Source organism: Ruegeria sp. YKSD179 (assembly GCF_059612885.1).
Genome location: NZ_JBXWRL010000033.1, coordinates 19,200 through 38,952, shown reverse-complemented (window position 1 = coordinate 38,952; position 19,753 = coordinate 19,200). Strand labels below are relative to the sequence as shown.

The window sequence follows — 19,753 nt, the reverse complement described above, 5'->3', positions numbered from 1 at the left end:
TTGTCACCGGAAGATGCCCTCCGGCGTTGTTTGCGGTTAGGGTGATGGCCGGACTTAGCCGTCCAGCTCGGTGAGATGCGTGGCCGCCGCAGCACTGATCGCAGAGAGTTCTGCGTCAGTCAGGCGAAGGCGACCCGCCTTGGCATTCTCTGCAGCTTGCACTTCGTCGCGCGCGCCACAGAGAGAGAAAGTGATACCCGGTTGCTGCAGCGTCCAGACGATTATGATCTGTGCGCGTGTTGCATTGTGCGTTTCCGCAATCGGATCAATGGCCTTCATCAGCAGCTCGACTTTTTCACGGTTTGCGAGTGAAAAGCGCGGGTTATCTTTGCGCAAATCGTCGCCTTGGAACACGCGATCGGGGCCTACGCGCCCCCCCAGCAGACCCAGAGCCAGTGAGGAATAAGAAAGAACAGATACGCCTGCATCGCGGCAAAGCGGTAGCATCTCTACCTCCAGATCGCGCTTGATCATGGAGTATTCCTCTTGCACTGCGTCCAACTGTCCAGCTGCAAGATAGGCCCGCACATCGTCAGTGCTGGTGTTCGACGCTCCGATGGAGCGGATTTTGCCTTGGACCTTCAAGGCTTCCAGCGTTTCCATCGTTTCGTCGATCGATGTCGTGGGGTCCTGCCAGTGAGTGATGTAGTGGTCGATCACATCCACATTCAGACGTTTGAGGCTCTGTTCTACTTCATAAATGATCGCGTCACGCCCGAGATATCGGTGAACCGGCCCGCTGTCATAGTCAAAGAAGTGGTTGCCCTTCTGTGTGTGCCACACAAGCCCGCATTTGGTGGCGAGCACCACCTTGTCGCGGCGCCCCTTCAAGGCCTTTCCGACGATCTCCTCTGCCAGCCCCTGCCCATAGGCAGGCGCAGTATCGATGAGGGTGATGCCTTCGTCTATTGCTGCATGAATCGCGCGGATAGACCGCGCCTCGTCCGTGCCGCCCCACATCCAGCCGCCAATAGCCCAGGTGCCAAGACCGATCGCTGTGGCTTCGATGCCCGACTGCCCGATCGGGCGCGTCAACTGCGCGGTGTTGGAATTATCAAGCATTGGCTGTCTCCCTTTGCATTATGGCCGCGGCGGTCACATCGTCGGTGACCAGTGAGTTGAAGTAACCGCCGTTCAGCGCGGCGATGATGGGCTCGACCTTCTCCAGTCCCGAGGCAACGCCGATGGTCACAGGAATATTGAGCAGTCGCTCCGGCGGCAGCGAGACAAGGCGCGAATTCAATGCGTTGTCAGACAGGCGGCCGTCCTCCTGCACAAGGTGCCCGAGAAATTCACTGCGTACGCCCGAAGCATAGAGCGCCTTGCGGTCTTCTTCGGATACGGGGTGAGCCTCATAATAGGTGGCGTTTTCGCCGATCACCGCACCAACGCCGACCAGAGCGACAGAAGCCTTGGCGGCTTTTTCCATCACGTGGGAAACGGATTTCATCGCCATGACCATATCCCGTTCTTCTTCGTTGTCTGCATGGAGTGGCGCATGTATCAACGTGGCTCGGCCGCTCAAGCGGTCCGCGAGCGACGTGGCGATGTGGTTGACATCTGTGTAGTGTTGCCCCTGAACACCGCCCGTCATGGGCACGACCGTAACGTCATGGGCCTGTGCTGTGGTTAGGTTTTCGACAATTGCGGAAAGGGTCTTGCCGCCGGAAATCGCAATGGTGTCCCCGTCCCGAACGGTATCCACGAGCAGGTTCGCCGCTGCCCGACCGACCTCATTCAGGGTCGCCTCGGGAGAACCGGTGACCGACGGAACGACAAGGCAGTTGCGCAGACCCCAATGGTCAGAGATTTCGCATTCAAGATCAAAGAGACGTAAGAGCGGACTTTTTATCGTTATGTGAACCATCCCCAACTCGCGGCCCTGTTTGATTAGCCGGTTCACCTTGGCAGTAGACAAGCCCATTTCTTTGGCGATATCTGCCTGCAACTTCCCGCTCTCAAAATGCTGAGTCAGCACTTGCGCGATAAGGCGCATCTGGTCCGGTTTGATGTTGTCGGCGTTCATTTCCGACCCCCTTTTCGGCTGACGAGGTGATTGGTGGCGGCGGCCAATAGTAGCGCAGCGCCGATAACCAGTGTTTGTGTGTAGGCGGGCACAATGGTCAGCATACCGATGGTCAGGCACATGATGATCAGCGCTCCGATGAAAGAACGTTGTACCTTTCCCTCACCTCCTGAAAACGCTGTACCACCAAGCAACACAACGAGGATCGCCGTCAGTTCCATCCCGTCGCCGGAAAGAGGATCGCCCAACGACATGAAAGACGACCGCGCAATTCCTGCCAGCGCTGCGGATATGCCAACCAGAACATAGAGCCCAAAAACCACACGTCCGGTTTTGATACCTGAGAGCTTGGCCGCCGTCGGGTTGCCGCCGGTGGCGGCGGCGTATTTGCCCAACACGCCGCGTTTCTGGATCACGATCAGCGCCAATGTCACAGCAATCGCTACCCAGACCGAAGCTGGCAGATCCAAAAGTGCCCCAGAGCGGCCATAGGAATTAAACCAGCCCGGCATCTTCAAACCGCCTCCAGATTTGATGGCAGAGGTACCATCTTCAACAAGCAGCAGCGCAATGCCTTTGTAAAGACTAAGCGTGATGAGCGTCGCAATGACTGGCGTGATCCGCATGCGCACAACTAGAAAGCCGTTGATCGCGCCCAGTAGCACGCCAACCAGAATTGTCAGGGCAAAAGCGGGCAGAAAGGGCACGCCATTCAGCGCCAGCATCGCGTAAACCACCGCCGAGAGACTCATCGCCGATCCGACCGAAAGATCGATGTATCCCGAGACCATTAGCAGCGTAAAGGCGCCGCAGATGACGAGGATCGGGGCCGAGACGCGAAGAATGTTGATGATGTTGCGTTTGTAGAGGAAGTTACCCCGCTCAAAAAGAGGGAACTGATCCAGATTAGCCGATGCCAGCAACGCCACCAATACGATCAGCACAAGGTAGATGTAATAGTCCTTAAGGAACCCGGTCACCGCAAAACTCTTAGTCATATCCCTCACCGGTTCCTGCGGGCCAGCGCCCAGGTTTGTGCTGTGATGGCAAGAAAGACCGCCACTGCCTTGAGTATGAATTGCCAGTCGGGCGAGAGCACCAAACCCGTCGCGGCAGAAGTGACCACCGCGAGGATGATTGCGCCAAAAAACATCCCGATAACCGAACCAAAACCGCCTGCAATCGCCACCCCGCCCAGAAGTGCAATGACAAGTGCATCGAACTCCATCAGCATGCCTCTGTTCGAGAACCCGGATTTGAACTCGGATGCGAGCAAAATGCCGACCATGCCTGCGATCGCGGCCGAAAAGAGATAGAGCCTCGTCACGTGGCGGCCCCTGTCGATGCCCGAAAGAGTCGCCGCCACCGGGTTCGCACCGACCCAATAGGTGACGCGGCCGATCAGCATGCGGCGCTCGATAAACACGGCGACCAACAACAGCATCCCCATCAGCACCACCGGCAATTTCACCGTACCGAAAAGCGTCAGGTTGCCCAGCGTGCCAAAACCGTCCGGCAGGTTTGTGTTGCGCTGGGAGCCGTGAGTGATGACCTGCGCGAGTCCGCGCGCCACCATCATCGTGCCCAGTGTTACAATGATCGACGGCACACCGAGGCGTACTACGAAAAACGCGTTCAATGCCCCGATCGCCAGCGCCCCAGCCATTGCGCCCGCCAAAGCCAGCGGTAGCGGGAAGCCGAGCCCTGTAGAAAGCGTATTTGCGCCACCGGTTGACTGCGCCAGCCAGACCGACAGTACGCCCGCAAGTGCCACATTGCCGCCGACTGACAGATCGAAATTACCCGAGACCAGCAGGAAAGTGACACCTACTCCCAGTGAGATCACCGCCCAGTTATTGGTCACCAAATTGATCATGTTCTGAAGCTGAAAGAAGTTCGGAACCAAGACAGAGGCCAGCAGAAAGAGCAACACGGCAACCACTGCGACCATCACGGTAATAAAACCTTGGTCGCTTAAGCGACGATGCTTGCGCGCGGTAATCGGGGAGACAGCCAGCGTGGTCATGCCGCGTCCTCCTGCATGCTGCCCCCTGTCACCAGGTCGAGGATTTGGGCCGTGTCTACATTGTCTCCGTTTCGGATTCCTGCGCGCAATTGGCCGTCATAGAGCAGGAAAATGCGATCACATATGCCCAAAACTTCTTCGAGTTCCGACGAGAAGATGGCGACCGTGTTATCTTGATCGGCCAGCGACTTGATGATGTCGTAAATCTCTGTCTTTGCACCGACGTCGATGCCCCGCGTCGGTTCATCCAGCAACAGCAGTTCTGCCTGCGAGAACAGGCATTTAGCAAGAACAACCTTTTGCTGATTGCCGCCGGAGAGTTTCTCGGTCTGTTTTTCGATGCTGTCCGTGGCGATGCGCAAGCGAGAAACAAATTCATGAGCCGCGCGCTCCTCCTTGTCGGCGCGGAACACCCCCCCCTTGGACATGCGCGGCAAGTTCATAACAGGGATGTTTTCCCGGATCGACATCGCGGTGAACAAACCCTGCGTTCGCCGCTCTTCTGGCACCAGGGCAATACCTGCGGCCAGTGCATCTTTAGGGGTATGACCCACAGGTTGGGATTTGAATATGATCTCACCGTCATAGCTGTCAGCGGCAAAAATCGCGCGGGCGATTTCGGTTTTGCCTGCACCCACGAGGCCGTAAAAGCCGACGATCTCGCCTTTGCGAATGTCAAAGCTGACATTTTTCAGCAGGTGGTTGGTCAGGCCTCGCGCTGTCAACACGACGTCACCGGGCGGGTTGGGACGCGGCTCATAATTATGAGCCACCGTGCGTCCGATCATCATTTCGATCAGTTCTGGGCGGCCCTCGACCTTTACTAGAGGTTTGGTAGCAATGTGTTTTCCATCCCGAAAAACGGTCACATTGTCACCCAGCGTGAAAATCTCTTCGAGCTTGTGAGATATGTATATGACGGTCACGCCGTTGTCTTTCAGGCGCCGGATCACTTCAAAAAGGCGTTCAACCTCGCGCTCCGATAGCGCGGCGGTGGGTTCATCCATAATGATCACGCTTGCACCCGAAGAGGCGGCGCGGGCGATTTCCACGATCTGTTTCTGCGCGACCGAGAGGCTTGATACGCGGACCGCTGGGTCAATAGAAGGCTCGATCGCCGCCAGCGTTTTGACAGCACGGTCGTCGAGATCTGATCGAATGAGAAAGCCGAAGCGCTTAGCCTCCAACCCCAGAGTCAGGTTTTCTCGCACGGTCAATTCGTCGACCACATGCAATTCCTGAAACAGGGTGGCGATACCGTTGTCGCGGGCCTCTTGCGGATTGGTCGGATTGTGCGTCTTACCGTTCACGCGCATCGATCCTGCCGAGGGGGCCAGCGCGCCGGTGATCATCTTGACCAGCGTGGACTTGCCTGCACCGTTTTCCCCGACCAGGCAATGCACAGTGCCCGGTTCGATTGCGAAGCTGACCGCATCCACCGCGCGTACGCCTGGGTAGTCGCGGGTCAGTTCATAAATTTCGAGCGCTGGGATTTGCGTTGAGCTAGCCATTGTTGTTCCGCCTGTCCGCTGACGCGGGTCCCCAAACCTTTGCCCGGAGACCCAGCATTAGATTAGCTGCCTCCGAATTGAGCCGCGAGCCATTTTTCTGCAGCTGCTTCTTCCATGCCCCAGTAGGAGATCGTGTAAGCCTTGTAGAAAAACTCCTCCGCGGTTTCGGAGGTCTTCGCCACTTTGCCGTCGAGCACATCCATGATCAGATCGATGCGCCCCTGCGCTGTTTCGACCGGGGGCAACCCCATGGAAAGCTTCAGGGATGAATTTGGGTCATAGACCATTTCATGTTCCACTGAGTCGAAGTCGACGGAGGCAACAATTTCAGTTACGGGTTTGCCGTCTTCGAATTTACCCCGACCCAGTTGAGCTAGGCCTGCCATAGTGCCGACGGTCAGGTTCGACGCTTCTGAATAGATCAGGTTTACTTCCGGACGCTGGGTCAGCAGGTCGACGATGATTTGCTTGGCAGCTTCCTGACCGGCAGAGCTGTCCAGAGCTCCGAGGTTTTCAGCATTGGGATCAACCGAAAGCACACCTTCGACAAAGGGGCGGGTCCGGCCGGAGTTCACCTCGGTGTGGTTTGGCCAGCCCAACTGCACCATGACAATAGGCTTGTCAGGGTGGGCGTCCTTCCACGCTTTGGCCATCTGTGCACCCATTTCAAAGGATACTGCTGCCTCGTCGCTGCGGGCGGTTGGGATACCTGTGTCTGTGATCGGGCTAAAGAAAGAGGTCATCACAATGCCCTCGTCCAGCGCGTCACGCACGCCCGGCGTGGCAGCTTCGGCGTCCCAGATATGCAGCGTGGCGGCGTCAAAACCTCCTGCAACCACCTGGTCTACGTTCTGGGTCATCACAGCAGAATCTGCCTGGCCATCAAAGACCACCACCTCGGCACCGTATTTTTCACTAGCGTAGCGCTGTGCTTCTGCCGCTTGGCTTTGGTGAAAGACGTTCGACAGGTCCGAGACGAAAAACGCGATGCGCTCGCCATCGGCCATTGCCGCACCCGTCCAGATTGCTGTTGAGGCGACCAGCCCCGCCACGCGGGATGTAAAAGTCAGGGTTCGCATATGTTGCACTCCTCCGTTGCTTAGGGACCGACCAGGGTTCACTTCCCCGATCCAGTTCACCCCGCAAGCATTCCGATTATAAGATCGTGAATTTTCTTGCAAAGTGTGGAATAAATCTCACATCAGATGCAAAAGCGGTCAACAACTTTTATTTCAGTAAACTGAAATTTATTTCAAAAAAGAGTCTCACTGGGAAATTCAAGAGGTAAGTACTCAGTTTTTATGACACTTATTCGACTGCTAGTCGTTCAGAGAGTGATGAGTAGATCTGCGCCGAGCCCATTCTGGATAGTCAAATCGACCAATGGCAACAAAATCTTTGGGTCGAAAGTTTCGAATTCTTCAAGGTTGACGAACGTTCAGCGCAAATTGACATTCGGGCATGAATGTTGATTCTTCCCTAGGTGCTGTCAGACGAATTCGAACTCGTCTCTGGTAGGCCAGTTAGGCTGTCCTTTGTCCCGCACCAAGTTCGCGCCACTCGGCAAGAGCGGTGGATCGAGGCAGCTTTAAGGTGTCTCGGCTGGTGAGAGATCTTTCCTGGTTGAAGTGGTTATAGACAGAGGAATGGACGGAGGCGAATTTCTGCAGACTTCGCATACGCCTGAAGCGTTGCATGGCGCGTTCTCTTCGACGGAACGGCAGGTGCGAGTTTTCAATTCGATTGTTGAGCCACCTGCCCGTCAGTTCACCCAAATCTCTGAGCGCCGCCTTGTAGGATGCGAAACGATCTGTAACTACTTCTTCAGCGCAACAGTGCCGCTTCTTCAATTTCCTGAGGAACTTCAATGCTGCAGCTTTGTTTCGGCGTTTCGTGACAACGACCTACAGCACTGCACCTTCGTGATCGACTGCACGCCAAAGATAATGTCGCCGGCCATTCGCCTTCACGAATACTTCGTCTACGTGCCACTTCCATTTTGAGAAGGCTCGAAGTTGCTGGACCCGTTTGCGTCTAATCTCAGAGGCAAACATTGGGCCGAACCTGTTCCACCAGTAGCGGACGGTTTCGTGGCTGACATCGATCCCGCGTTCGTGCAGTAGGTCTTCAACATTGCGGAGTGACAGCGGAAATCGGATGTACAGCATCACCGCCAGGCGGATGATCTATGGGCTAGTTTTGAAGTACTTGAAGGAGGCAGGGCTGGTCATTCCTAAACGCTATGCAATCGACCTGCTCTGCTCAAGCAATGTTCTACTGACAAGACCATATACCGTATCAGCAGCAGTCCGGAGGATGCGCGTTGAGGCATACCGTGGCAGAGATCGAGACCATGGACCATGGGGCGCTGATCGCTGGCTGAGATTAAGTCTTCGGCACACCCGTCCCGAAACGACTCAGCACCGCGTTCCTGCGCCGGTTCCTGGCCTTCGAAATGCAGGCACGCGAGCGAGGCGGCCTGCCCAAAGGGTTTGTCGCCAGGCTTGCCAAGGCGGCACTAGATGACCTGCCCCCCGAGCCCCGCACTCAAGCCCGGCTGTCGGATGATCCGGGAATGGAATGGCCTGACCCATGTGGTCGATGTTGTCGACGGCGGCTTTCTCTGGAACGGAAAGTGCTACACCTCACTGTCACCTATTACCCGGACCATCACCGGCGCTCGGTGGTCGGGGCTGCGGTTCTTAGGCCTAAAGAGGTCAGCCTGACCATGGGCAAACCTCGGATCCGCTGCGCCATCTACACCAGGAAGTCTTCCGACGAAGGGCTCGATCAGGACTTCAACTCTCTCGACGCCCAACACCAGGCCTGCGCCGCCTGTATCGCCAGCCAGCGGCACGAAGGGTGGGTTGCTTGTAGGGCCAGATACGACGATGGCGGTATATCTGGGGGGGTGCGATTGAGAAGTCCGCTCCGTAGCAGCTCTTGGCCTATTTCAACACAGGTCTCGTGCAGATGGTGGTTGTTTAAAAAATCGGCCGCCTGACCCAATCCCTTGCCGTCTTCGTCAGGCTGGTTGTTCCTTTGTCTCCCTCACACAAGCCTTCAACACGGCCTCGTCCATGGGCCGGTTCAGCTGAACCCAATTCGCCAAGTGCCGCCAAACGCATAGAGTTCCATGACGTGGGGAGCGACGGAAACGCGCCGGTGTCACTTGCTTAGCTGCATCCGGTAATAAACAGCAGGTTTTGCAGCCTCAGACGTGTCTATTTGATATGCCGGACAGAGGCAGACTCGCTTTTTTGGTGATCTGGCGGTAGCTACAGTGAAGGGATGGAACGCAAATGGGAATGTTCGGATGTCTTTACAGACAGGTTACCTGCTCATCGCCGATATTACTGGTTATACAGGATACCTAACCCGGTCAGAGTTAGAACACGCCAACCCAATCATCCGCTCTTTGCTTGAGGCGATTGTTAGTGAACTGAAAGACCCAATGAAGTTGCGGGGGCTAGAAGGTGACGCTGTTCTCGCTTATTCAAGTGGGCCGTTTCCTTCAGGTGAAACCTTTCTCAACATATGTGAAAGCCTTTACCGGGCGTTCGCCGAACGCCGTCGGAACATTGTGCAGAACACGACCTGCCCCTGCAATGCTTGTCGCAACGTAGCCGATCTCGATCTGAAGATCCTTGCGCATTACGGAAAATTTGAAGAACTGTCGATCGGACCGATGAAGGATATCTCCGGTGCTGACGTCATACTTGTGCATCGCATGGCGAAGACCGATGTGAAGGAGGATACCGGTATCCGTAGCTACGCTCTGTTCTCGGAAGATGCATTTCAGGCAATGGGTATTAACTCTGAACTAATGCAGTACAGCGCTCAGTTCGAGCACTTTGGTGACGTACCCATGCGGGTCTATGACCTTGCGGCTGCTTGGCAAAGATACCGGGAGATCGTCGGCCCCGTCCGCGTTACCGACGAGGATGCCGTGTTCACAACTAGGCACTTACTGAAGGCCCCGCCGGTTGTGGCCTGGGAAATGCTTACAGATCCCCGGCTCAAAATGCGCTGGATGATGTTGAAGGATGCCTATCGGGAAGGGGATGCGTCGCGAACGTCTGCCGGCGTCCGCCTGCACTGCGTTCATGAAGCAGCTCACTTCCAGATGCTGATTGTTGACTGGCATCCATTTGAATACGTGACTGATATCCTCCACAATTCGTCCATCGAAGGCCTTACAAACCTTGAGACTTATGAGTTGGTCCCTGTAGAAGAAGGCACAGAGATCGTGTTTCGGATGGGGCAGCTGACTGACGCTGAAGGCAAACATCATCCTGCAGAGGAATCTGCAGTAATCGATCTGTTCGAAAATTTTTATCCGGTGGCTTTCGGTATTCTGGACGATATGGCGTTGGAGTTTCATAAAAAGAAACATGAGTAATGAAAATGACTCTTGAGCGGCATTTAGTGGGCGCCATCATTGTGAGTCATCCGATCGCTTTGAAAACTCTTTGCGCTGAGTTGTTAGCCGCCCGGTTAATCGGGATCGAGTTGCTGTAAGAATTTTCAAAAACCGGCCATGAGTGAGCGAGGTTTTGTCTCAGCCAACGTTAGCGAAAGCGGTATTTCGTGCAAAGCGTAGCGAAATTTGGTAGATTTATGTCTGAGTTGAGGACCAAGCGGACTTGAGCGTCACGTGCCAGACCTCACAAAGCCCAGCGATTTATCGACGACGTTCTTCAGAGTTTTGCCGTGCGTAAAGCGATCAAAGTTTTCTAGAAATTGCCTAGCCATATCCTCTTCATACTCAGCATAGTAGCTGCTTGAATGCGGGGAAATAACGATGTTCGCAGCGTGCCAGACCGCTCGCTCGTGGGTCAACGGTTCATTCCAGAAAACGTCAAGCATGGCTCCGGCAATTTGCCGTTGGCCCAAGGCAGCAATCAGGGATTCTTCATGAACCTCTTCTCCACGCCCCAAGTTCAGAAAGCGGGCGTTAGGTTTCATCTTCGCAAAGAAAGCGGCATTGAAATAATTTACGGTATCAGGCGTCAGTGGCATCAAAGCGATTACCCAATCGGCACTGCTCAGAATGGGGTCTTCTTTCCTTGATGCGAAAATCTCATCGAAATCCGGGTCACTATTCCGCGCAGTCCGACCCACACCGAACACTTTGACCCCTACTGAACGCAGCAGCCGCGCAGTAGTTCTACCAATTGATCCGACACCGAAAATAACCGCCGTTGTCCCGGAAACTTTCGACATTATCCGTGGATTCCAAACCCTTTGTTCCTGAAGTTTGAATGTCTCGCGCAAACGCATGGATTCCGCGAGCATATAGGCCAAGATATATTCGGCCATAACGTCATCAAAGATGCCGCGCGCATTGGTTAGCAGAATGTCCGAAGCCGTCAGCTCCGGCGCTGCAATCCGGTCAACCGCCGCCCCACACCAGTGGATCCACTTTAAGCTGTCCGCCCGCTCCCACAGACCTTGCATATCGCGGCTCTGAAAATCCCACCCAAGTAGAATGTCCGCGCCTGGCAAGGCCTCCGCCAGTCTACGTCTGTCTGAAGCAACAACGACATCAACCTGATCCGCAATTTGAAACAGGCCGGGCACATCCTCAATTGCCTTTGCACCGTTCACTACGATTTTCATTCGACCTTCCTCTAACGTTTCAATGTCCCTAATAGCAGTGTCAACCCGCTCAAATTCAGGCAAGAATGTAGCGGTTGACCCGACGACTATGAAAATAGCCCATTCGCGAACACTGTTTTGAAATATGTATGTGTGGACACTCCAACGAGGACAACTTTGATCGCTTCTTCAATGGATTGGTCGTCACATTATTCTGTCGAGAGGAGACTGAAGCGTGACCAAACGCTTGTCGTACTGATTAGGCGTGAAAGCAGGCTAGGTTTCGTCAGGTTTTCAGATAGATTTGCTTCGTTTTGCTGGATCTTTGCCTCCACCAATTCGCGGCGCCAACCGGTGAGACTGTTGTCGCTGTGGTCGTATCCCGAAAGTTCGAAACGCTGTTCGAGTTCCTGCATCTGCTTGGCGATATCACGGGGTCTTTCGTAGAAGAGCATTTGGATTTTCCTCACTTTGGGTATTCTGTCCCCGAACAATCAGTGCCAAGCGTAAAACTGCGCGGCAAACAAACGTCAAAGAAGCGTAAAATCGGCGATGGTTACCAAGAAGATTTTAAGCATGCGATCCATTGGTGCGTTTTCAGTGACAGACGGCCAAGGAACGGTCATTTCGCTTTCTGGGCGAAAGGACAGGGCCGTGCTCGCATTTCTTGGGTCGCATCTTGACCGCCCCATCGCGCGAGAACGCTTGGTGGAGTTGATTTGGCCCGGTGCAGTCGATGGTGCTGGACGCGCGAGCCTTCGCCAATCGGTCAGCATGATCAGGAAAGCGCTTTCCGGTTTCGATGTCCTGTCAGTAAATCGTGATACGATCACGTTGAATTCAAAGCACGTTGAAACAGATCTGCAAAGATTAGAAAGCACCTCTACTGACGAAAGTTTGCTCCGACAGGTGCCTTTCGCGAACGGTGAAATGTTCCTTGATGATTTAACCGGAATCTCAAGCGACTATGACGTCTGGCGTACAACCGAACAATCTAGGTTTGAAGCTCTTGTTGGCGCGTATGTCGAGGACATCGCCACGCAAGCGGAACATGCAAAGGACATGAAAAAAGCAGCTGCCGCCTTGTCACAGCTGGTCGCACTCAACGCGTTAGATGAAGTTTCCCAGCGTCGTTACATGGTCGCCTTACTTGCTATTGGCCAAGCAAACTCAGTGCTGCGTCACTACAACAAGTTAGATGCTTTGCTTCAACAAGAGCTTGGCGTTCGGCCCGAACCCGAAACACGAGCGATTTTTGATGAAGCCAGGAAAAAAGCCGTACCAGACAAGGATTATTCCGAACAGCCAGTGGCTGAAAAGGCTTTGCCTGAAGGATCCCGATCCAAGGTCCGTGTGTACCAGTTCAGAGATTTGTCCCCTGAAGCAAACAATAGGTATTTCGCAGAAGGGCTTTGCGAACACATCACGACGGCGCTGTCTCAGATCCGAGATCTGGAAGTAGTCGTGCTTCCACAGGGCTTGTCGGAGGGCGCCGTTCGATATGACGAAACCGCAAGAACCGCCTATCAAGAAGAGGTTTATGCGCTGGTCGGTTCTGTAAGCAAAATAGAGAATCGTATTCGCGTAAGCGCACGCCTCATCGGCGAGCTGACCGGCCGAGTATACTGGTCTGAAAACTATGACCGAAATGCCGAAGATGTCTTTTCAGTTCAGGACGACATAACCCTGCAGATCACTGTCGAGATGAGAATAAAACTGAGCGAAGGCGAAAAAATCCGCGTTCTGGCGAAATTTACCGACAGCTACGAGGTCTGGGACAAGCTGATGAGGGCAGATGTTCTGGTTAACACACTGATCGAAGAAGATAACTTGGAGGCGAGACGTTTGCTTCGCGAGGCGCTCGAGATTGATCCTGATTGCGCGGCCGCATGGGGTGAGTTGGCTGATTCATATATTGGGGACTATATGATGGGCCGCCGTACGCTCCCCAAATCAGAGATCCTGGAAAATGCAATGAATGCGGCACAGAAGGCATTGGATATCAACCCCGCATTTACTCACTCGCTAAACGTGATCAGTCTTGCACAGGCGTTTGCCGGGGAATTCAAGAAAGCAACAATGACTGCGCGTGACGCCCTTGCAGCCGATCCGCGAAACCCTGAAATTGCAGCAAATAGCGCGTATGCGCTGGTTCTTTCCGGTCATCCGGATGAAGCAGAAGAAATTGTTCAACGGGCGATTGCAAGTACGCCCATTCCGCCGATGTGGTACGTGACGGTTTTGGGATTGTGCCAGTACTTGCAAGGTAGATATCCGACAGCAATCAATACTTTTAGAGAGGCAGTAGATCTCGTACCGAACTCAGCTTTCGCCAGGCCGTATCTGCTTGGCGCTCTCATGGAATCTGGTGAAAAGGCAGCGGCCAAAGCGCAAGTCGAGGAGATCAGGAGGGTACATCCGGAATTCGATATAGCCACCTGGCCTGGCGCCGATTTTGCAAACGATACTCAAAGCAAAAAACTTGTTCAAAACCTCAAGACCGCGGGTTTGAGTTAAAGTCAGCTTCGTCCGCAAGCCGGTCGTAGCCAAGATTCGGAAGAGCGACCGCTTTTGGTGAGAGCCGTCGTTCCTGGGCGAAACTCCGAGTTTTCGGGGGTGAACGTCCGCTCAAAACCGCTAACCGGTTATCTGAGTAAATCCGTCAGGTGACTGCGTTGAGCCCAATGCGGTCAATAATTTGAACAAAAATCTCACAACTCAAAAGCGACGACGGAGCCGCCAGTGCCCTTCAAACTGAAAGGGCCAGCCGGACGCAGGTCAAAATCAATCTGGTGGGCAGTCCCCTAAGAAATCAATATCTGATCATCTTTTGCTTCTTCACATAGGCGCGTAGCTAAATTCGACGCAGGTCCAATCGTCGAATAATCGCGACGAACCTGAAAACCGATTTGGCCTAATGTTGCTGTTCCCGTACCAATTGCGAATCTCTTAACGAGTTTGGCAGTCCGAAGGGTGGTATTGCCGTATAAAACATCTTGGTTTGTTAGAGTTTCTAGGCAGGTCTATTAGGATGCAGCCGGCAACGGTTCCTTCTTAGCGTGCTGTTCGCGTAGCACGTTCTTTTGAACCTTCCCCATAGTGTTTCGTGGTAATTCCGTGACGAGTTCGTAGCGACGCGGATGTTTGAAGCGCGAGAGCCTTTCCCTGATGGTTGCCGCAATCTGATCCGTGTCAAGTTTTACGCCTGGCTCAGCAACCAGAGTGGCGATGATCTTTTCCCCTAAGTCGTTGTCGGGGATCCCGAAAACCGCCGATTCCAGAACGCCATCGATGTCGTTTAAGACGTCTTCGATTTCTTTGGGGTAGACGTTGTAACCACCGGTAATGATAAGGTCCTTTGACCGGCCCACAATCGACAGGTAGCCATCCTCGCTGTATTGACCCAAATCACCGGTCATGAAAAAGCCGTTTTCACGTAGTTCCGCCGCCGTTTTCTCGGGCATCTGCCAATAGCCTTTGAATACATTGGGCCCACGTACTTCGATCATTCCTACGTCGCCCAGTGGCAATGGGTCCCCGGTTTCAGGGTTGGTCACAATCACTTCGGTGCCAGGCAGAGCCATGCCGACGGTTCCCGCGCGGCGTTCACCTCCATAGGGGTTCGAGGTGTTCATATTCGTTTCGGTCATGCCGTAGCGCTCTAGGATGCGGTGGCCTGTACGCATTTCAAACGCCAGATGGGTTTCTGCCAGCAATGGGGCTGAACCAGAAATGAACAGGCGCATGCCTCGTGTGATCTGTTTGGTGAAACCGTCATCTGCCAGTAATCTGGTGTAGAAAGTTGGGACCCCCATCAGAAGGGTCGACTTGGGCAATTCCTCCACGATAGCGCTTGCGTCGAACTTTTCCATCAGCCGAACTTTGGCACCGGCGAGCAGCGACGTATTCATCGCTACGAAAAGTCCGTGCGTGTGAAAGATCGGCAGCGCGTGAATCAAACGGTCGGTGTTGGTGATACCCCACAATTCCACGAGAGTTTGGGCATTAGACAAAAGATTCTGATGGCTCAGCATTGCGCCCTTGGAGCGACCCGTGGTTCCCGACGTATAAAGCAAAGCTGCAAGGTCATCCGGGGCGCGACCCACGGTTTCAAACTCACAGGGCTGTGCGTCAGCCTCGCGGCTCAGGCTCGAAGTATCGCGGCCGAGGGTCAGCAGCTTTGCGCCAAAGCGAGTCGCCAGTTTACCGATCTCAATTTCGTTGGTGCTGTCGCAAACGATCATGGAAGGTTGAGCATCGGCGATGAAATATTTCAATTCTGCCAACGTGTAGGCATTATTAAGCGGCAGGTAGACAGCGCCTGCCTGAACCGCAGCAGCGTATAGCGCGATTGTATCAGCCAGCTTTGGGGCCTGCACAAGGATGCGGTCTCCTGGAGAAACTCCGCTGTTCTTCAAAACATGCGCGATCTGCGCGGCACGGTTCAGAAACGCGTCATATGACACCAACTGACCGTCATCGAGTTGAAGAAACGGAGCCTTGTTTCCCGCGTGGTTGGCAAACAAGCTGTCGTAGAGAGTGTTAGTCACGCTGTATTTTCCTTTGGTCTGACCGCAAGTGCTGCGGTTGAAGCCGCGCGCACGGAACGCGAGGTTTCGATGGTGGCGTGAGTCGCAAATTCTTCGTGGTGACGTTCTGTCTTGTTCAAATCGTAGAGGTAATTGACCATTGCGCCGCCGGATTGGGATCGTCCGTTCTGCGACGGATCGGCCTCGGCGTGCAGTTCATGAAGCTCGGCCCCATTACCCAGGTGGAAGCGAGCCACGGGATCCAGCGGCATCCCATCTTCGCGCTTGGCGAATAACAGGTATCGGGCGGCCATCGCCCGAACGTCCTGCGGAGGGGCTGTTCCCGCAAGTACGGCTTCAGCGGCATGGCCATGCTCGGGGTGCCCTGTTTCGCCAGCCAACCACCGGATCATCCCCGGTATCGGAGACAAGGTCACAAATGTGTCGAGGCCCGGAAGCTCGCGCGAGAGTTCCGTCACAACCTGTTTGATCAACAGGTTTCCAAAGCTGATACCCAATAGACCTCGTTGGCAGTTTGAAATTGAGTAGAACGCTGCGACTTTTGCCTGTTCGGGTTCGATCGGTTCTCGAACTTCGGACAAAAGTATATCAATCGCGTTCGGAATCTCAGCCGTCAAAGCAACTTCGACAAAAATCAGCGGCTCATCCGGCATTGCTGGATGAAAAAACGCGAAACAGCGACGGTCGGGCGGGTAAAGCCTGCGCCGCAAGTCGTCTAGATCGTTAATCTGATGAACCGCCTCATACGCAACGATCTTGTCCAGAACGCGGGCTGGTGTATCCCAACTGATTTGTTTGAGGACAAGAAAACCCCGGTTGAACCAACTTCGCAGCAAATGCACGAAATCTACATCTGTGCGTTTGAGTTCGGGGTTGGATCTGAGAAAACTCAACAGGGCGACGCGCATTGCCACAAGCTCATGCGTCGCGCCAGAAGGTTGATTCAGCCGGCGCAGCAGTTCTTGCCGTCGGGGTTCGGCGGCCTCGCTAAGCCTTTTATAAAGATCGACACTTCTATCTTTGGCGTAGCGGCGCGCCATTTCAGAAAGCTGATCCGCGTCTAACTCAAGCTGGTCATTCAAATAGGTGAAGAAGTCCAGTTTTTCCGGGTCGTCTAAGGTTTGGTATCGATCTAGGATCGTGGATGCGAGTACGAAGCCCGATACTTCACCCTCTGCTGACAAGAGTGCTTCACACAGCTCTGATATGGATCGCTTGTCATCTTTTCCCCGCTTCTTGCCGGGGCGGTCGAACAATTGATCAAGCAGATCGCCCAGAAACCAGTTCCGCTGCATTTCATGACTCCATCTGACTGCTCAGATACTCACCGGTTCGACGGTAGTGATCGAGCAAATGCCGCTTAGCGCCTTCTGCGTCGCGATCCAGTGCCGCGTCTAGAATTTCCTGATGCTCTGCGTTGATATCGCGCTTTTTGTAACTCGACACACCAGCCGCCAGATAACGATAGCGGATGTTCAGGTCGTAGAGCTGCGAGCAATACCGTAACAATAAAGGAAGCCTCGCATTGTCCAACAAGGCCATATGAAAAGCCTTGTGTGCGTCTTCAAAGTCGTGCGCCCCTTTTTGGCCCGCCTTTTTCATGTGGTAGTGCCGCAAAACTAGCCTATCTTCCCAGGCTGAGTCTGCATTGGCGATGGACGCGCGCAACGCGGTTTCTTCAAGATTGCATCGCAACAGAAGGATTTCCTCGAAGTTGCATTTGCTTACCGGTGCCGCCCTGAAACCGCGCTGGTCAATTCTTTCCACCAACATGTCCGATGTCAAAAGGCTTAGTGCTTCGCGAACCGGGCTTGCGCCGGTGTCCAGCAGCCCGCGGAGCTGCTCGATCTTAAGCTTTTGACCGGGCGGCAGCTCGCCAGTCAGGATCATTGCTCTCAGCCTTCGATACGCACCATGAGTGGCGGATGTCTCTTTGCCCTCGGTATCAAGCATGGCGTCCATGTCTGACTTTCCCTTCTTCGTGGCGCAATCTCATGGGAGCTCTTAGCTAAGAGCGCTCATTCCAGTCGATAGTCCGACTGAGATGTTCAGTGAGCCTTCGTTTATCATCCATCGCCGAAGCACAAAGCTGCGCGCCCCGCTTTTGTGCATCGGGTCATCTTCTGCCAGCTTTCGGGCGGCTTCGAGACAGTCTGCCCTATAGATGATGAGACCCATCCCCTGCATATGCTCACCGGATTCATCTGACATTGGCCCAGCAAAAGCCAACTGCCCGGAACGCTCAAGCTGTGCCTGATATGCCAGATGATCTGGAAGAGATGTCTTTACGTCTTCCGGCGCTTTGGCAGGTGTGCTGTGCGCAACGTAAAGCTCCAAAGCAAGTGCGCCCCGGCCTTTCGCTTCTGATTTGTAGTCTGCCCAAGCAACCATTGGCGTCTCCTCAAAATATCGATATTATTTGACATATGACAAAATAGTCGGCAAAAATCAAGCGAACTGACATGGATGGTGAAAATGAAATACCTAGTGGGAGAGACTTCGGAAGGCACAGCGGTTTTTGTCGTGAGCGGTGAAAACGCTGTGAATTTAACGGCTTTGGATCCCGCCGTCGGTTTCGATTTGATGGGTTTGATAGCCAATCCGGAACTGGCCGACTCACTGGCCGAAAAAATCGCCGAAGCAGACAGAGTGGCCGTGTCTTCTATTGTGCCAGCCTTGCCCGTGGCGGCACCTGGCACGATTATTTGCATGGGGTTGAACTACACCGACCACATCAAGGAGGGCGGCTACGATATACCGGAGTACCCGACACTTTTCATGCGAGGGAAAAACTCAATCATGGCGGCAGGGCAGCCTATGGTGAGGCCAGCCTGTTCCGAGAAACTCGACTACGAAGCCGAGCTTATGTTGATCGTTGGAAAACGTGGCCGCCATATCTCGGAAGCGGACGCGCTGGATTATGTTTTTGGCTACACCGTGTTTAACGATGGGTCGCTGCGGGATTATCAGCGTAAAACAGTTCAATGGACGCCCGGCAAAAACTTCGATGACACGGGTGCGATCGGCCCTTTCACCGTAACGCCTAAAGACTTGCCCGAAGGAGCATCCGGCCTGAAAATCGAAAGCCGTGTGGGGGACGAAATCCTGCAAAGCTCGAACACCGCCAACATGATCTGGGGGGTTCCTCAGGTCATCGCGACAATCTCGGAATATACCACTCTCGAGCCCGGTGATCTGATTGCGTTGGGTACGCCACCAGGTGTTGGTCACGCCAAAAAGCCTAATCCACGTTGGTTGAAGCCGGGTGAAACCGTCGAGGTCGAGATTGAGGGCATCGGCATATGCGCCAGCCCCGTCATCGACGAAAAGGACGCCAAGTCTAAAGTGGCCGCAGCATGAGCGCACCAACCGGGGCAGAATTGGATGCACTTCGCGCCAAAGCGCAGCAAGATCATCGCGATCTGCGCGAACGTATTCCCCGTTTGTCGGATGATGCGATCGCCCTGATCTTACGCGAGTCAAGGTCCCACTATGCATGGACTGACAAGCCAGTTTCTGACGAATTGCTTGAAGAGATATACGACATCGCGATCAACGGCGCGACCAGCATGAACACATTGCCTGCCCGCTTTGTTTTCGTGAAAAGTGCCAAGGGTAAAGAGCGGCTTGCCAAGTCGTTGAAACAGAAGAACGTGCCTAAAATGATGGACGCTCCGGTTACTGCCATCATTGCGTATGACATGGAGTTCTGGAAGGAACTGCCCTTTCTTTTCCCGCACGAAGATCGTCGGCCCCTGTTTGTGGACAATCCGGAATACGTGGCCGACACTGCGTTTCGCAACGGTACTCTGCAAGGTGCCTATTTCATGATCGCAGCCCGGGCCGTCGGGCTGGACGTTGGTGCCATGTCGGGTTTTTCAAACAAGATCGTCGACGAGGAATTCTTCGCGGGCACGACGCTCAGGTCGAACTTTCTTTGCAATCTGGGCTACGCCGATGAAACAGGTTTGTTCCACAAACTTCCACGATTTCCGTTTGAAAAGGTTTGTTCTTATGCATGAGGAAGCGCTGCCGTGGG

The 19,753-nt window shown here is 54.1% G+C and carries 17 protein-coding genes and 2 pseudogenes; 6 read left to right on the top strand and 13 right to left on the bottom strand.

Annotation, left to right across the window (positions count from 1 at the left end; genetic code table 11):
* Positions 1-54 precede the first annotated feature (54 nt).
* The 7 genes and pseudogenes from AC2FNE_RS15530 to AC2FNE_RS15500 form a co-directional block, all read right to left on the bottom strand.
* Positions 55-1,062 carry an aldo/keto reductase gene (locus AC2FNE_RS15530; protein WP_496805753.1) on the bottom strand — a complete coding sequence of 336 codons (1,008 nt, stop codon included), beginning with the start codon at positions 1,060-1,062 and terminating at the stop codon, positions 55-57.
* On the bottom strand, positions 1,055-2,026 hold the full coding sequence (locus AC2FNE_RS15525; RefSeq protein WP_170608976.1) for a sugar-binding transcriptional regulator: 972 nt from the start codon (positions 2,024-2,026) through the stop codon (positions 1,055-1,057). The genes AC2FNE_RS15530 and AC2FNE_RS15525 overlap by 8 nt, the downstream gene beginning before the upstream one ends.
* On the bottom strand, positions 2,023-3,024 hold the full coding sequence (locus AC2FNE_RS15520) for an ABC transporter permease (RefSeq protein WP_496805752.1): 1,002 nt from the start codon (positions 3,022-3,024) through the stop codon (positions 2,023-2,025). Before AC2FNE_RS15520 ends, AC2FNE_RS15525 begins: the two co-directional genes overlap by 4 nt.
* A gap of 5 nt (positions 3,025-3,029) precedes the next feature.
* Positions 3,030-4,052, bottom strand: a complete 1,023-nt coding sequence (locus AC2FNE_RS15515; RefSeq protein WP_170474616.1) for an ABC transporter permease — start codon at positions 4,050-4,052, stop codon at positions 3,030-3,032.
* Entirely contained in the window at positions 4,049-5,563 is a 1,515-nt protein-coding gene (locus AC2FNE_RS15510) for a sugar ABC transporter ATP-binding protein (RefSeq protein WP_496805751.1), read from the bottom strand. The genes AC2FNE_RS15515 and AC2FNE_RS15510 overlap by 4 nt, the downstream gene beginning before the upstream one ends.
* Positions 5,564-5,625: 62 nt before the next feature.
* Complete coding sequence (locus tag AC2FNE_RS15505; protein WP_170474612.1) at positions 5,626-6,642, bottom strand: sugar ABC transporter substrate-binding protein; 1,017 nt, start codon at positions 6,640-6,642, stop codon at positions 5,626-5,628.
* Between the two features lie 444 nt (positions 6,643-7,086).
* Positions 7,087-7,731: pseudogene (locus tag AC2FNE_RS15500) on the bottom strand (IS6 family transposase).
* A 354-nt stretch (positions 7,732-8,085) separates the two neighbouring features.
* Here AC2FNE_RS15500 and AC2FNE_RS15495 point away from each other — a divergent pair.
* From AC2FNE_RS15495 to AC2FNE_RS15485, 3 genes and pseudogenes are all read left to right on the top strand, one after another.
* Positions 8,086-8,289, top strand: coding sequence for a DUF2924 domain-containing protein (locus AC2FNE_RS15495; RefSeq protein WP_496805750.1), 204 nt, complete (start codon positions 8,086-8,088; stop codon positions 8,287-8,289).
* A 2-nt stretch (positions 8,290-8,291) separates the two neighbouring features.
* Positions 8,292-8,658: pseudogene (locus AC2FNE_RS15490) on the top strand (recombinase family protein); the annotation flags it as partial.
* 221 nt (positions 8,659-8,879) lie between these two features.
* Positions 8,880-9,965, top strand: coding sequence for a DUF2652 domain-containing protein (locus AC2FNE_RS15485; RefSeq protein ID WP_496805749.1), 1,086 nt, complete (start codon positions 8,880-8,882; stop codon positions 9,963-9,965).
* 251 nt (positions 9,966-10,216) lie between these two features.
* Here AC2FNE_RS15485 and AC2FNE_RS15480 read toward each other — a convergent pair whose 3' ends face one another.
* Together AC2FNE_RS15480 and AC2FNE_RS15475 are read right to left on the bottom strand one after the other, a co-directional pair.
* Positions 10,217-11,185, bottom strand: a complete 969-nt coding sequence (locus AC2FNE_RS15480) for a D-2-hydroxyacid dehydrogenase (RefSeq protein ID WP_496805748.1) — start codon at positions 11,183-11,185, stop codon at positions 10,217-10,219.
* Positions 11,186-11,373: 188 nt separating this feature from the next.
* A complete protein-coding gene (locus AC2FNE_RS15475) occupies positions 11,374-11,619 on the bottom strand; it encodes a hypothetical protein (RefSeq protein WP_496805747.1) in 246 nt (81 codons plus the stop codon).
* A 121-nt stretch (positions 11,620-11,740) separates the two neighbouring features.
* Here AC2FNE_RS15475 and AC2FNE_RS15470 point away from each other — a divergent pair, with 121 nt between their 5' ends.
* The gene (locus tag AC2FNE_RS15470; RefSeq protein WP_496805746.1) at positions 11,741-13,681 is read left to right on the top strand and encodes a tetratricopeptide repeat protein; all 1,941 of its coding nucleotides are present in this window, start codon (positions 11,741-11,743) and stop codon (positions 13,679-13,681) included.
* 509 nt (positions 13,682-14,190) lie between these two features.
* Here AC2FNE_RS15470 and AC2FNE_RS15465 read toward each other — a convergent pair.
* From AC2FNE_RS15465 to AC2FNE_RS15450, 4 genes are read right to left on the bottom strand one after another with little or no spacing between them, the layout of a single operon-like run.
* Positions 14,191-15,714, bottom strand: coding sequence for a malonate--CoA ligase (locus tag AC2FNE_RS15465; RefSeq protein WP_496773994.1), 1,524 nt, complete (start codon positions 15,712-15,714; stop codon positions 14,191-14,193).
* Positions 15,711-17,009 carry a malonyl-CoA decarboxylase domain-containing protein gene (locus AC2FNE_RS15460; RefSeq protein WP_496805745.1) on the bottom strand — a complete coding sequence of 433 codons (1,299 nt, stop codon included), beginning with the start codon at positions 17,007-17,009 and terminating at the stop codon, positions 15,711-15,713. The genes AC2FNE_RS15465 and AC2FNE_RS15460 overlap by 4 nt, the downstream gene beginning before the upstream one ends.
* Position 17,010: 1 nt before the next feature.
* A complete protein-coding gene (locus tag AC2FNE_RS15455; RefSeq protein WP_170477453.1) occupies positions 17,011-17,676 on the bottom strand; it encodes a GntR family transcriptional regulator in 666 nt (221 codons plus the stop codon).
* 42 nt (positions 17,677-17,718) lie between these two features.
* Positions 17,719-18,105: a YciI family protein gene (locus tag AC2FNE_RS15450; RefSeq protein WP_170477450.1), complete on the bottom strand. Its 387-nt coding sequence runs from the start codon at positions 18,103-18,105 to the stop codon at positions 17,719-17,721.
* 84 nt (positions 18,106-18,189) lie between these two features.
* On the opposite strand from AC2FNE_RS15450, the gene AC2FNE_RS15445 reads away from it, so the two are divergent.
* The gene (locus AC2FNE_RS15445) at positions 18,190-19,074 is read left to right on the top strand and encodes a fumarylacetoacetate hydrolase family protein (RefSeq protein WP_496805744.1); all 885 of its coding nucleotides are present in this window, start codon (positions 18,190-18,192) and stop codon (positions 19,072-19,074) included.
* A complete protein-coding gene (locus AC2FNE_RS15440; protein ID WP_170477444.1) occupies positions 19,071-19,736 on the top strand; it encodes a malonic semialdehyde reductase in 666 nt (221 codons plus the stop codon). Before AC2FNE_RS15445 ends, AC2FNE_RS15440 begins: the two co-directional genes overlap by 4 nt.
* The last annotated feature ends 17 nt before the right edge of the window (positions 19,737-19,753 follow it).